At 59.3% G+C, this 12,697-nt stretch carries 12 protein-coding genes and 1 tRNA gene; 4 read left to right on the plus strand and 9 right to left on the minus strand.

All coding sequences use genetic code 11. The features are described from left to right. Positions 1-63: 63 nt before the first annotated feature. Positions 64-876, minus strand: coding sequence for a phytanoyl-CoA dioxygenase family protein (locus AC3IUE_RS18410; protein WP_489263221.1), 813 nt, complete (start codon positions 874-876; stop codon positions 64-66). A gap of 109 nt (positions 877-985) precedes the next feature. Here AC3IUE_RS18410 and AC3IUE_RS18415 point away from each other — a divergent pair, with 109 nt between their 5' ends. Beyond that, entirely contained in the window at positions 986-1,900 is a 915-nt protein-coding gene (locus tag AC3IUE_RS18415; protein ID WP_489263222.1) for a LysR substrate-binding domain-containing protein, read from the plus strand. A 5-nt stretch (positions 1,901-1,905) separates the two neighbouring features. Here AC3IUE_RS18415 and AC3IUE_RS18420 read toward each other — a convergent pair whose 3' ends face one another. The 5 genes from AC3IUE_RS18420 to AC3IUE_RS18440 all read right to left on the minus strand — a co-directional run bounded on the left by AC3IUE_RS18420 (position 1,906) and on the right by AC3IUE_RS18440 (position 6,530). Then, entirely contained in the window at positions 1,906-2,553 is a 648-nt protein-coding gene (locus AC3IUE_RS18420) for an amino acid ABC transporter permease (protein WP_458959981.1), read from the minus strand. A gap of 1 nt (position 2,554) precedes the next feature. Next, a complete protein-coding gene (locus AC3IUE_RS18425; RefSeq protein ID WP_489263223.1) occupies positions 2,555-3,235 on the minus strand; it encodes an amino acid ABC transporter permease in 681 nt (226 codons plus the stop codon). A 3-nt stretch (positions 3,236-3,238) separates the two neighbouring features. After that, entirely contained in the window at positions 3,239-4,015 is a 777-nt protein-coding gene (locus AC3IUE_RS18430; protein WP_489263224.1) for an amino acid ABC transporter ATP-binding protein, read from the minus strand. 32 nt (positions 4,016-4,047) lie between these two features. Further along, a complete protein-coding gene (locus AC3IUE_RS18435) occupies positions 4,048-5,013 on the minus strand; it encodes an ABC transporter substrate-binding protein (protein ID WP_489263225.1) in 966 nt (321 codons plus the stop codon). A gap of 83 nt (positions 5,014-5,096) precedes the next feature. Next, entirely contained in the window at positions 5,097-6,530 is a 1,434-nt protein-coding gene (locus AC3IUE_RS18440) for an amino acid permease (protein ID WP_489263226.1), read from the minus strand. 348 nt (positions 6,531-6,878) lie between these two features. Between AC3IUE_RS18440 and AC3IUE_RS18445 the strand changes: the two genes are divergently transcribed. From AC3IUE_RS18445 to AC3IUE_RS18455, 3 genes are read left to right on the plus strand one after another with little or no spacing between them, the layout of a single operon-like run. Continuing rightward, positions 6,879-8,297: an aminotransferase-like domain-containing protein gene (locus AC3IUE_RS18445; protein ID WP_489263227.1), complete on the plus strand. Its 1,419-nt coding sequence runs from the start codon at positions 6,879-6,881 to the stop codon at positions 8,295-8,297. A gap of 4 nt (positions 8,298-8,301) precedes the next feature. After that, on the plus strand, positions 8,302-9,546 hold the full coding sequence (locus tag AC3IUE_RS18450; RefSeq protein WP_489263228.1) for an NAD(P)/FAD-dependent oxidoreductase: 1,245 nt from the start codon (positions 8,302-8,304) through the stop codon (positions 9,544-9,546). A gap of 28 nt (positions 9,547-9,574) precedes the next feature. Then, on the plus strand, positions 9,575-9,925 hold the full coding sequence (locus AC3IUE_RS18455; RefSeq protein WP_489263229.1) for a RidA family protein: 351 nt from the start codon (positions 9,575-9,577) through the stop codon (positions 9,923-9,925). Between the two features lie 217 nt (positions 9,926-10,142). On the opposite strand, the gene AC3IUE_RS18460 is transcribed toward AC3IUE_RS18455, so the two are convergent. The 3 genes from AC3IUE_RS18460 to uvrC all read right to left on the minus strand — a co-directional run bounded on the left by AC3IUE_RS18460 (position 10,143) and on the right by uvrC (position 12,697). Further along, positions 10,143-10,218: transfer RNA gene (locus AC3IUE_RS18460), tRNA-Gly, on the minus strand. Between the two features lie 62 nt (positions 10,219-10,280). Next, entirely contained in the window at positions 10,281-10,841 is a 561-nt protein-coding gene (gene pgsA, locus AC3IUE_RS18465) for a CDP-diacylglycerol--glycerol-3-phosphate 3-phosphatidyltransferase (protein ID WP_008150904.1), read from the minus strand. A 32-nt stretch (positions 10,842-10,873) separates the two neighbouring features. Next, positions 10,874-12,697, minus strand: a complete 1,824-nt coding sequence (uvrC, locus tag AC3IUE_RS18470) for an excinuclease ABC subunit UvrC (protein ID WP_056741535.1) — start codon at positions 12,695-12,697, stop codon at positions 10,874-10,876.

Here is a 12,697-nt window from a genome sequence, read left to right on the forward strand (position 1 = left end):
CAGGGTTATGGCAGTGCAAGCATTCGCCACGTCAGTGGCGAACAATTTTCATCAACGTAGAACTCAAGCTTCTTGATGTATCGTCGGGAACCAATCTTCGCGCAGTCTCTGACCGGTCTGCATCGCATGCCCTGGATACGGTGGAGAGGTCCGTCCTGGACGCTCGATGTAACGCATGTCGTCGCCGACCCAGCGAAGCGACAACACACGTCGCCGCTGCGCCGACGCATTGCCTCTGGCGCCATGCACCGTCCGAAAATCGAATAGCACCGCATCGCCAGGTTGCATCTCCCACTCAAGGACTTGCATGCCCTCTTCCGAATCCGGATCGGGAGCGTCGCGGTATCCATCAGCGTCCCTGTAAAAATCGCTTTGATCGGCCCAGTGAACGGGTTTTATCCCTTTCTCCCAACGATGTGAGCCTGCAAGAAGCCGCAGCGTTGACTCGCGCACCGGGTCCACAGGTATCCAGAAACTGACGTTCTGGCTGCCTTCGACAAAGTAGTAGGGAATGTCCTGATGCCAGGGCGTGGCTTTTTGCGCACCTGGTTCCTTGACCAGCACATGATCATGGAAGAACTGTGCCGATTTCGAACGCATGACGGCGGCAGCGACGGAGGCCGCAGGTGACTGCTCCACCATGGCGCGAAACTCTGGAATCCGCTGCCAGTTGCAATAGTCATCGAAAAAGCCGCCCGGTTTGTCCTCCTTCTCGACGTATCGACTGGCGTAAACACCCGGCTCGGCGAGGTTGCGCTCGATACCGGCGGCGATGGTTTCGATCCAGTCACTGAAGATCCCGCGCAGGCAAACCGCCCCATCGCGCTGAAAGGCCTCGATGTCTTTTTCACTAATGGTGTAAGAGCTGTGTGTCATGACCTGAAACTCCCTCAAGCAAGAAATAAAGGTGGCCGCAGGACAAATATTTCATGACACTCAACGAAGATAAAATAATATGTATTGATTTATCACCGAAGAAAATCTTATGAAGTTCAGCCTGCGACAACTCCGTTACGCACTCGCTGCGGCCAAACACAGCAACCTCACGCTGGCGGCCGAGGAGTTGCACGTTTCCCAACCCTCGATCTCCACGGCCATTACCGAGTTGGAACAGCTTTTCGGCCAGCCACTGTTTGTTCGCCAACGCGGGCTCGGCGTGTCCCTGACGCCCTTCGGCCGCACGGTGATGGCGCAGGCAAAACGGGTCTTGGCCGAGGCTCGAACCTTTTCGGATATCGGGACTGATAGCAGCGACTTTTCCGGGGAGCTGGTGCTGGGTTGCTACGAGGACCTGGCGCCTTATTGCCTGCCGCAGATCCTCAGACGACTGCAGCAGGACCATCCTCAGGTCACTGTCGATATGCGTGAAGGCGGGTTCGAATATCTCGGTAAGCGTCTCGCTGAAGGCACCCTGGAGTTGGCGCTGACGTACGACCTGGGATTGCCGGCAAACATGGAATGCATCGAGCTGCGCCAGCTGACGGCCCATGCCCTGTTGGCGGCTGATCACCCGTTGGCAAACGAGACCCATGTCAGCCTGCAAGCACTCAGCAAATGCAATCTGGTGGTGACTGACCAAATCCACAGCTGGCAGCACGTGCTGGACCTGTTCAACTTCCATGGGCTGTCGCCCGCCAGCGTCCAGCGCACCCACAGTTTCGAGTTTCAGCGCAGTCTCGTGGCCAATGGGTTCGGCGTGGCGCTGACCTATACCAGGCCGTTCGGTGACCACAGCTACGATGGTCAGCCGCTGGTCTGTCGTCCCATATGCGAAGAACTGCCCGCGCAGCGCATCGTATTGGCTTATGACCAGCGCTACCCGTTAACGCCACCCGCCGAAGCGTTCAAAAAGCAAGCCGTGACCTGGTTCAAGGAACGGCTGCCGTTTGCCTCAAATTGAATGGTTCAATGCCTCGTCCTACGCTCCAGCAATCGCACGCCGAGTGACAGCGGATAACACAGCGCAAAGTAGATCGCGCCCACAAGGATGTAGATTTCCAGCGGCATGAAGTACACGGAACTCAAGTCCTGAGCCCGCAACATCAGGTCCGGCGCCGCGATCAGCGAGGCCACAGAGGTGTCCTTCAACAGCGAGATCGCAACGTTGCCGATCGGCGCGAGCACGATGCGAATGGCCTGGGGCAACACGACCCAGCGCAACACCTTGAGATGCGGCATGCCAATCGCCTTCGCCGCCTCCACTTGCCCCTTGGGCACCGCCTCCAGACCCGAGCGGTAAATCTCCGACAGATACGCCGCCGCATTCAGCCCCAAACCAATCATCGCTGCCTGGAACGAGCTGAACTGAACGCCGATTTCGGTCAGGCTGAAGTAGACAATGAACAGTTGCACCAGTGCCGGGGTGCCACGAAACACCTCGATGTAGATCAGCGCCGCACGGCGCAATGGCCGGCTGCGAGACAATCGCGCCAGCGCCACCAGTAAACCGACGATCAAGCCGATAACCAACGCCCCGAACGCCAACTGGAGCGTGGCCCAGGCCGCGGCCAGCAATTCGACATGGGTTGCTTCCCACAACTCGCCATAGCCCATATCAGTTCTCCTTGACGACTTTGAGACGGCGTTCGGTGCGCGCCGCCCAATGGGAAAGCACAAGACTCAACACCAGGTAGATCATTGCCAACAGGAAGTAGATCAGGTTGGTCTGGTAGGTTTCGCTAACCAGCATTTTTGCCTTGAACGTCAATTCCGGTACGGCTGCCGCCGACGCCAGGGACGTGTCCTTGAGCAAGCCGATGGCGAAGTTGGCCATCCCCGGAATCGCGACCTTGAACGCCTGGGGCAGCACGATGATGCGCATCGCCAGGGAACGGGTCATGCCAATGGAAAATGCCGCTTCGCTTTGCCCACGATCGATGGTGCGGATGCTCGACCGAAACACCTCCGAAAGAATCGCGGCACCGTTCAGACCGAAACCGATAATCGCTGCACCGATGGCCGGCAAGGTGATGCCGATGTAGGTCAACCCGAAGTACAGGATGAACAGCTGGGTCAGGATCGGTATGTTGCGAAACACCTCCAGGTACACGCTGGCAATCAGGCTCAGCACGCGGCTGCGCGAGAGCCGCATCAACGCCAGGCAAAACCCCAGCAACGTCGCGACCACAAACGCGGCAGCCGTCAGACCGACAGTCGTCAGTGCACCGATGCCCAGCACATTCAAAAAGTACGGGAGCATTTCGACGGCTTTGTGCAGTGCAGTGTAATCGAACATCGATCAGTGCTCCTGCACGGCGCGGATGAAGTTCCGGGTGCGTTCGATCTGGCTCTCGCGGAAGATCTGCCGGGGCGGGCCCTGTTCGACAATGTTGCCGTCGGCCATGAAGATCACCTGATCGGAGACGCTTTCGGCGAAGTGCATTTCGTGGGTCACGATAATCATCGTCATGCCCTCCTCCGCCAGCTTGCGCATGACGGTCAGCACTTCACCCACCAGCTCCGGGTCCAGCGCCGAGGTGGCCTCGTCGAACAGCATCAACTTGGGTTGCATCGCCAGCGCCCGGGCGATGGCGATGCGTTGCTGTTGCCCACCCGAGAGCTGTTCCGGGTACACGTCACGCTTGGCGAACATACCGACCTTGTTCAGCAGATCCTCAGCCAGTTCCACCGCTTCCGCGCGGCTGCGTTGTTGCACCTTGAGTGGGCCGAGGATGATGTTGTCCAGCACCGAGAGGTGCGGAAACAGGTTGAAACGCTGGAACACCATGCCGATCTCGGTGCGCATCCGCGCCAGCTCCTTGTCGCTCATGGGCACTTTTCGGGTGCCCACCAGCCGCTGACCGATCAGTTCGTTATCGATGTAAATGTCGCCTTTGGTCGGCTCTTCCAGGTAATTGACGCAGCGCAGCAAGGTGGTCTTGCCCGAGCCGCTGGGGCCGATGAGCGAGATCTTCTGGCCCTGCTGTACGTTGAGGTCGATGCCTTTGAGCACGTCCAGGTTGCCGAAGGACTTGTAGAGCCCCTCGATCCGCACCAGTGGAGTTGATTCAGCCATGAGCAATGTCCGTAAGTAGATGACGTAATGACTCAGGCAAAGGCCTGACTGAAATCTCGCGCCGGGTGTTCGAACGGGCCGATGAGGTTGCCCTTCTCATCCCGGTCCACGCCGATGCGCGGGTCCTTGGTCGGAGGCACAAGGTAGTCGGGGTTCTTGATCCCGTATTTGGCGAGGATCGGTTTGATCTGATCCGTGGCTTTCAACCAGCGCAGCCCCTGGTTCACACCATCGAACAAGTCCTGGTTCTGCGGATGAACACCCCAGATCGCCTCGAACTTGGCGGTCAGGCTGGGGAATTTTTCATCGTAGGACATGGGGATTTGTTTGAGCTTGAGGCTGGGGTCCTGAAGGATCATGTAGTCGATGGTTGGGGCATCCAGCACGGCAAAATCCAGGCGCCCGGCACGCACGTCACGCAGGCAGGAATCGGTGTTGTCGTAGAGTTTCACCTCCTTCACGCCGTCGATTTTCTTCATGTCCGGGATAGTGAAATAGCCTGTGATGGCGCCGATGGTGCGGCCCTTCACGTCGTTCACGGTGATGGCGGTATCGAATGGCTCGTTGTCGCGCATGATCACGTAGGCACCGGTGTAGAACACCGGGTCGGTCAACAGCAGGATCTTGGAGCGCATCGGGTTCCAGGCGAAGTTGCCACCGAACCAGTCGGCGCGCCCCGACCTCACCGCTTCCACCACCGCCGGGAACCCCATGGTCAGCACGTCGAGCTTGAGCTCGAGGCGATCGGCGATGATCTTCAGCAATTCCAGATCGGTGCCGACGGGTGTGCCTTCGCGCAGCGCGCCCAGGGGCATGTCGCCCAGGCAAGCCGCGGTCAGGTAGCCCTCGCGCACGGTCTTGATCGGTTTTCCGGCCGCGAAAGCGAAGGACATCGGGCCCATCGCGCTTGCCGCCAATGCCGCTAACGAACCGTAGCCAGTGGCCTTGAGGAGACCGCGTCGGGAGAAACCTTGGGTATCAAACTTGAAGTCGGACATAGATCACCTATGGAGAAATTGTTGTTTTGACCGGTACAAGCCTTACCACTCAATCGCCGTCCCTGGCTGGATGTCCCTGTGTTCTATGACCGTGTCGACAAGCCCGCCAGGATGTCGATGGCGTTGACGTGGGGCTTGCTGAGCTGCTGGCGACGGCGCTTGAGTATCAGATAGGCGACAGAAACCACGCCGAGACTGACCAGGCTGGCGAGGAACTGCGTACGCAAGGATTCCTGGAACGCCATGGCGACCAAAACACTCGCAATGACTGCCACCACAGCATAGGACAGCCACGGGAACAGCCACATCTTGAGGGTCAGTCGGGCCGGCGCCGTGGCTTCTACCTGACGGCGAACCTTGATTTGCGCGAGCGCTACTGCGAGGTACACGAACAACATCACCGCACCCGACGCGTTGACCAGAAACAGGAACACACCTTCCGGAGAAATGATCGCCGCCATGATGGCGATGTAGCCGATCACACTGCTGAGCAGCACCGCCGCCCTTGGTACTTTGCGGCCGGTGAGCGTCGACAGTTTCGCCGGTGCATCACCGCGCTGGCTGAGGCCGAACAGAATCCGCGAAGACACGTACAACCCGGAGTTCAGCGCCGAGAGCACGGCCACCAGCACCACCGCTTGCATGATCATCGCCGCGCCGGGAATACGCATGACTTCAAGCGCCGCCACGAACGGCGAGTGACCGGCAACGATTTGCCCCCAGGGCACCACGCAGACGATCAGGAAGATCGAGCCGACATAGAACGTGATGACGCGGAAGATCACCGAACGGGTCATGTTCGCCACGTTCTTCGAGGGGTCGTCGGATTCAGCGGCGGCGATGGTCGCGATCTCGGCGCCACCCACGGCGAAGATCACCGTCGGTACACCGGCCAGAATCGCACTCACGCCGTAAGGCATGAAGCCGCGGTCATTCACCAGGTTGCCCAACAGGTCGCTGGTGCTCGGCGCGAAACCGAAGAGGTAGGCGCCGACCACGAAGATGAAGACAATGATCGCGAACACTTTCAATGAAGCGAACCAGTACTCGAATTCGCCGTAGGACTTCACCGACAGGCAATTGATGGCGGTCATGATCGCCAACAGGCTCAAACCGATCATCCACGCCGGCAACGGTATCCATTGCTGGAGAATGTTGGCGCCGACCACCGCTTCCACCGCCACCACAATCACCCAGAAGTACCAGTACAACCAGCCACTGGTGAACCCGACCCAATTTCCCAGGCCAATTCGGGCGTATTCGGTAAAGGAGCCGACGCCGGGCAAGGCCACGGCCATTTCTCCGAGCATGCGCATAACCAACATCACCACGATGCCGGCAGCGAGATAACTCAGGAAGGCCGCCGGCCCAATCGCCTGAATCGTCGCGCTACTGCCGACAAACAAGCCTGCGCCAATGATCCCGCCGAGGGAGATCATCGTGATATGGCGCTGGCGCAAGGCCCCGCTGAGGCGTTGTTGACCGGGGTTTGTATCGGTTGGGTGGGCGTGGTTCATAGGATGACCTCCGCTTTATTGGGTGGGGTCGATCGACCGGATAATTTCATCGAAGACTTTGCACGAGGGGGACAACACACCGGATACTCTGTGCCGCCCGCGGACAGGCTGAACAGTCGGTGGTGCCGGGGCGCCGAGGGCGAGCCCGGCTGGAACGTTTCGATAGTCATGTGCGTACCCGTTGGGCTGAGCATGGCAGCCATTTTCTTATTGTGTTGCATGACAAGCATTACAACTAACACACTAATCACGGTTTTTTAGCTTGTCAATGGGCTTTGTATCGGATAAAAAGCAATACAAATTTGCTTATTGTCTTGCTACAAGCATGACAAGCAGGGATAAAGCACCATGAGTCAATTCGAACAACTGCTGGACGAACTGAAAGCCAATGCGGCTTTGCAGCGCGACAAAGCGGGAACCCTTTACGCCCAATTGGCCGATTCACTGGCCGAAGCGATCGGCAACGGCAAACTCAAGCCGGGCGAGCGCCTGCCGCCTCATCGCGAGTTCGCCAGTGCGCTGGGGGTGAACATCACTACGGTGACCAAAGCCATGGCCGTCCTGCAACAAAAAGGCTTGGTCGAAAGCCGTCCGGGGCGTGGCACGCAAGTCGCGCAGCCACGGCATCCGGCCGCCCAATTCCAGTCGGCACCGAGCAATGACCCGGGGACCGTCGACCTGAGCGTCAACCGTCCGGCCACCGACGGTTTCAATCGGGTGCTGGCGCAGTTGCTGCCACGTCTTTCCAGCGACCCGCGCTTTGGCGACATGAAGGACTATCACCCGTCCGAAGGCCCGCTTTGGGCCCGTGAAGCCGCCGCACAATGGTTGCGTCATACCGGCGTCGAGGCTCAGGCCTCGCAGATGCTGATCGTCGAAGGCGCCCAGCATGGCATCGCCAATACCTTGCGCAGCCTGACCAACAGCGGCGATACCGTGCTGGCCGACAGCGTGACCTATCAAGGCATCAATGCTTTGTGCCGCTCGCTGGGTCTGATCCTGATCGGGGTCGACGCCGATGCACGCGGCATGTCGCCCGAAGCGTTGCGCCTGGCGTGTGCCGAACATCAGCCACGGCTGTTGTTTCTGGTGCCGTCGATCCATAACCCGACTGCCATCACGCTGGACGCCGAGCGCCGCGAAGAACTGGCCGCAGTGATTCGGCAAACCAACTTGCTGGTCATTGAAGACGACGTGTATCGACCGCTGCTGGATCAGTCGCCTCCCTCCTTCGCGTCCCTGATGCCGGAGCGCACGATTTACATTTCCGCTCTGTCCAAATGCATCGCGCCGGGGTTGCGCATGGGGTTTGTCATGGCGCCTCAGCCGCTGGTGCAAGACATCGCCGCCATGCAGCGCATCGACTGCTGGAGCACTTCGCCGCTGACGGCGCTGATCGCCACCCGGTTGATCGAGGACGGTCATGCCGACCAGCTGGTCTCGGAACAACGCGAAGAACTGCATATCCGCCAGGCGCTGCTCGCCACTCACCTTGAAGGCCTGGAGTTCCAGCACAGCGCCACCGGCACCCACGCCTGGCTGGTCCTGCCGGAACCCTGGACCGGCTCGCGTTTCGCCCGTCTGTGTCAGGACCGAGGCGTAGTGCTGCTCGCCGGAGGCGCCTTCACCTTGCGTCCGGAGCTCTCACCGCAAGCGGTGCGAATCAACATCTCGGCGGCCCTGTCACGGGAGCAGCTGATCAAAGCCCTGGGCGTTATCAGCCAACTGGCACGCCAAGGTCATCTCTATATGCACAACCGGATCTGAGGACATGACACAGCCAGTTCATTGTGAAATTGCCGTAATCGGCGCAGGCGTTGTCGGCGTTGCCACCGCACTCTGGCTTCGTCGCCAGGGTTACCAGGTGTTGTTGCTCGAGCGCGATGCGATTGCCAGCGGCGCGTCCTACGGCAATGCCGGCACGCTGGCGCCTTACGGCGTAATGCCGATTGCCCAGCCATCGCTGTTGAAGGCGATTCCGTCGCTGCTGTTTTCGCAGGAGTCGCCCTTCGTCATCAACTGGGCGCGCCTGCCCCGTTTGATGCCCTGGCTACTGCGGTTTCTCAACGAATGTCGCGCTTCGCGCTGCGAAGCCAACACCCTGGCCCTGACCAAAATACTCGAGCACACCTACAGCGGTTACGCGCCGTTACTGGTCGACTGCCCGCAGGCTGATCAACATTTGCGTCACAACGGCTGCCTCTACGCCTACGGAACCGAACAAGGTTTCGCCGGTGCGCAAGCGGCCATCGAGTTGCGCCGATCCCTGGGCATTGCGCAACAGGTATTGAAGCCAGCCGAAGTGGACCAATTGGAACCGGCCCTCGCGGGTAAAACGGTGGCGGGCATTCTGTTTCCAGAGTCGTCACACATGGATGACCCGCGAGCCTTCATTGAAGCGCTGGCCGCGCCACTGATTGCCGAAGGCGCGTTGCGTCAGGCGACGATCACCGGTGTGCAACGCCAGACCGATGGCCTGCACCTGCGCAGCGCCGAAGGTCAGACCTACCGCGCCGATAGGGTTGTGCTGTGCGGCGGCGCCTGGTCGGCTGCGCTGGCACGTCAGGTCGGGGATCACATTCCGCTGGATACCGAGCGCGGTTATCACATCGAATTCGACCTGCAAGACACCTTGCTCAACCGCCCCTGCTGCCCGGTGGAAAGCGCGTTCTATATGACGCCCATGGCCGGGCGACTGAGGGTGGCGGGCACGGTGGAGCTCGGCTCGATCGACGACCCGGCCAATCCAAAGCGCTTCGACTATCTGGAGCGACATGTGCGCCACGTTATGGGCCTGACAGAACCTGTCGCCCGCAAATGGCTCGGGTTCCGTCCTTCCTTACCCGACTCGTTACCGGTCATTGGCCCGTCGCCGAACGAACCGAGGATGATCTACGCCTTTGGCCACCAGCACCTGGGCCTGACCCTGGCCGGGGCAACCGGTCAGTTGGTCGCCGACTGCATCGCCGGCAAGGCCCCAGGCTGGCTCGACAGTTTTTCCGTGCAACGTTTTTAAGCCACGCCATTCCACAGGAGAGCAATTGATGCCAACCATCGAGCGCAAACACACCAATCAGCGCATGAGTCAAATCGTCATTCACGGCAACACCGTGTTCCTCGCCGGCCAGGTCGGCGCGGTCCATAACACTGTCGCCGATCAGACTCGCGATGCTCTGGCAAAAGTCGATGCCTTGCTCAAAGAAGCCGGCTCGGCCCGGGAACACTTGCTGCAAACAACCATCTGGCTGGCCGACATGGCAGACTTTGAGGCGATGAACGCCGTATGGGATGCCTGGGTACCGACGGGGCATGCACCGGCACGCGCCTGTGGCGAGGCGAAACTGGCAGATCCTCGGTTGTTGGTGGAAGTCATTGTCTGCGCGGCGAGGGGGTGAATTCTTACGGCGTTCTCGTAGGTTTCAAATGTCCAGTACAGCCGATAGCTGCCTTTGGTGACGGGCAGCTATGTTCATGATCGAAAACGTGTCTGGTATGGTTTTCAGCAGAACTCACCGGAACGAAAATAGAGGTCGAAACCCCTCTTTTCAACGCTGAACGTAAATATCGCGCACAAAAAAACGCCACTCATTGAGTGGCGTTTTTTGTGAATCTTGGAGCGGGAAACGAGACTCGAACTCGCGACCCCGACCTTGGCAAGGTCGTGCTCTACCAACTGAGCTATTCCCGCGTCTTGGTGTGGCGCATTCTATAGAATCCAGATGCCCCGTCAACCCCTTGATTCAAAAAAGTTTATTTCTTTTCCACATCGGTCTTCAGATGCGGCCAGGCAGCCCGCAAATACTGGACCATGGACCACAACGTCAGGCCCGCAGATATCAGCAGCAAGGCGTAACCCAGCAGCACCCAGAACGTGAAATCCGACGGATTGGCCAGCAGGATCACCAGCGCCAGCATTTGCGCGGCGGTCTTCCATTTGCCCAGGTTCGACACCGCGACGTGAGCGCGGGCGCCGAGTTCGGCCATCCATTCGCGAAGTGCCGAGACGACAATCTCGCGACCGATGATCACGGCGGCCGGCAGCGTGAGCCACAGGTTGCCATGTTCTTGCACCAGCAATACCAACGCAACGGCGACCATCAGCTTGTCAGCCACGGGATCAAGGAAAGCCCCGAACGGTGTGCTCTGTTCCAGTCGGCGGGCCAGATACCCATCCAGCCAGTCTGTGGCAGCGGCAAATGCGAACACCGAGGCGGACGCGAGGTAGCTCCATTGATACGGCAGGTAGAACAGTAAAATGAAGATCGGAATGAGCAGGACGCGTAGTACGGTAATCAGATTAGGGATATTCATCGGCACAACTGGCTACGAGGTGAGGGGGCATTCTACTCGCTGTGCAGATTGGCATAAATCAACTCTGCGAGCTTTTTACTGATCCCGGGTGCTTTGGCGATCTCTTCGATGCTGGCACGAGACAGCTCCTGCAATCCACCAAAATGTTTCAACAAATCGCGGCGACGGGTCGGTCCGACACCGGCAACGCCCTCCAGTGTAGACGTGCGGCGAGTTTTGCCACGACGGGCGCGGTGCCCGGTAATCGCGAAACGGTGAGCTTCGTCGCGTATCTGCTGGATCAAATGCAGCGCGGGGGAATCACCGCGCAAGGTGAATTCGTGGGCAGCATCATTCAGATACAGAGTTTCGAAACCGGCCTTGCGCGTGGCGCCCTTGGCTACGCCCAGCAAAATCAGATCAGGCACGGCCAATTCATTGAGCACGTCGCGGGCCATGGACAGCTGCCCCTTGCCACCGTCCACCAGCAAAATGTCCGGTAGCTTGCCCTCCCCGTCCTTCAGTTTGCTGAAGCGTCGGGTCAGGGCCTGGTGCATCGCGGCGTAGTCATCACCCGGGGTGACGCCTTCAATGTTGTAGCGACGGTAGTCGGACTTGATCGGACCTTCGGGGCCGAACACCACGCAGGAGGCCACGGTCGCTTCGCCACTGGAGTGACTGATGTCGTAACACTCCAGGCGCTGCGGTGGCTCATCCAGGTTCAACACCTCCGCCAGGGCATCGAAACGTGCAGCAACGTGTTGACGGTTGGCCAGTCGCGCTCCCAGCGCCTGCTCGGCATTGGTGACCGCCAACTGTTGCCAACGTGCTCGCGTACCACGAACCCTATGACTGATGGTCAATTCGCGACCGCGCAGCTCATCGATGGCCGCAATCAGGGTCGGGAAGTCTTCGTGAACCACGTTGACGATCAGTTCGCTCGGCAAGTCGCGCTCGGGACTGCTGATGAAGTACTGGCCGAGAAACGCCGCCATGACTTCAGAAACGTCCTCTTCAATACCCACCTGCGGAAAGAAGTTCTTGCTCCCCAGCACCCGCCCGCCACGCACACTGATCAAATGAACGCAGGCACCACCCGGATTGACAAACGCTGCGATCACGTCGACATCGCCCGTCCCGCCTTCCATGCTTTGCTGGTCCTGGACCCGGCGCAGTAATGAAATCTGATCGCGCAACTCGGCCGCACGCTCGAACTCGAGGTTGATCGCCGCCTCTTCCATTCCTGCGGACAATTCATCCGTCAGCGCATTGCTGCGCCCCTCAAGGAACATCACCGAGTGCCGTACGTCTTCAGCGTATACCTCAGGTTCCACCAGCCCGACACAGGGCGCCTTGCAGCGCTTGATCTGGTATTGCAGACAAGGGCGTGTGCGGTTCTTGTAATAGCTGTCTTCGCACTGACGAACAAAAAACGTCTTCTGCAGCAAGCTCAGGCTTTCGCGAATCGCACCGGCGCTGGGATAAGGGCCGAAATATTTGCCCTTGGCCTTTTTTGCACCGCGATGGATGCTCAAGCGTGGAAACTGACCATCCGAGAGAAAGACGTAGGGGTAGGATTTATCGTCGCGCAGCAGGATGTTGTAGGGCGGACGCCACTCCTTGATCAGCGTCTGCTCAAGCAACAAGGCTTCGGTTTCATTGGCCGTAATCGTCGTTTCGACCTGAGCGATACGCGCGACCAGCGCCGCGGTCTTGGGCGCAAGACCGGATTTGCGGAAGTAACTCGACAGGCGATTCTTGAGGTTCTTGGCCTTGCCGACGTAGAGCAGGCGTGCCTCGCTGTCGAACATGCGATACACACCGGGACGCCCACTGACCGTCGACAGAAAGGCGCTTGGATCGAAGACTTCAGTCAT

This window comes from Pseudomonas sp. GL_093, assembly GCF_057837605.1.

What these genes read in the sequence shown, in the direction of transcription:
- AC3IUE_RS18410 (WP_489263221.1), bottom strand. Translation starts at nt 876, where the DNA reads ATGACACACAGCTCTTACACCATTAGTGAAAAAGACATCGAGGCCTTT.
- AC3IUE_RS18415 (WP_489263222.1), top strand. Translation starts at nt 986, where the DNA reads ATGAAGTTCAGCCTGCGACAACTCCGTTACGCACTCGCTGCGGCCAAA.
- AC3IUE_RS18420 (WP_458959981.1), bottom strand. Translation starts at nt 2,553, where the DNA reads ATGGGCTATGGCGAGTTGTGGGAAGCAACCCATGTCGAATTGCTGGCC.
- AC3IUE_RS18425 (WP_489263223.1), bottom strand. Translation starts at nt 3,235, where the DNA reads ATGTTCGATTACACTGCACTGCACAAAGCCGTCGAAATGCTCCCGTAC.
- AC3IUE_RS18430 (WP_489263224.1), bottom strand. Translation starts at nt 4,015, where the DNA reads ATGGCTGAATCAACTCCACTGGTGCGGATCGAGGGGCTCTACAAGTCC.
- AC3IUE_RS18435 (WP_489263225.1), bottom strand. Translation starts at nt 5,013, where the DNA reads ATGTCCGACTTCAAGTTTGATACCCAAGGTTTCTCCCGACGCGGTCTC.
- AC3IUE_RS18440 (WP_489263226.1), bottom strand. Translation starts at nt 6,530, where the DNA reads ATGAACCACGCCCACCCAACCGATACAAACCCCGGTCAACAACGCCTC.
- AC3IUE_RS18445 (WP_489263227.1), top strand. Translation starts at nt 6,879, where the DNA reads ATGAGTCAATTCGAACAACTGCTGGACGAACTGAAAGCCAATGCGGCT.
- AC3IUE_RS18450 (WP_489263228.1), top strand. Translation starts at nt 8,302, where the DNA reads ATGACACAGCCAGTTCATTGTGAAATTGCCGTAATCGGCGCAGGCGTT.
- AC3IUE_RS18455 (WP_489263229.1), top strand. Translation starts at nt 9,575, where the DNA reads ATGCCAACCATCGAGCGCAAACACACCAATCAGCGCATGAGTCAAATC.
- pgsA (WP_008150904.1), bottom strand. Translation starts at nt 10,841, where the DNA reads ATGAATATCCCTAATCTGATTACCGTACTACGCGTCCTGCTCATTCCG.
- uvrC (WP_056741535.1), bottom strand. Translation starts at nt 12,697, where the DNA reads ATGACTGAAGTCTTCGATCCAAGCGCCTTTCTGTCGACGGTCAGTGGG.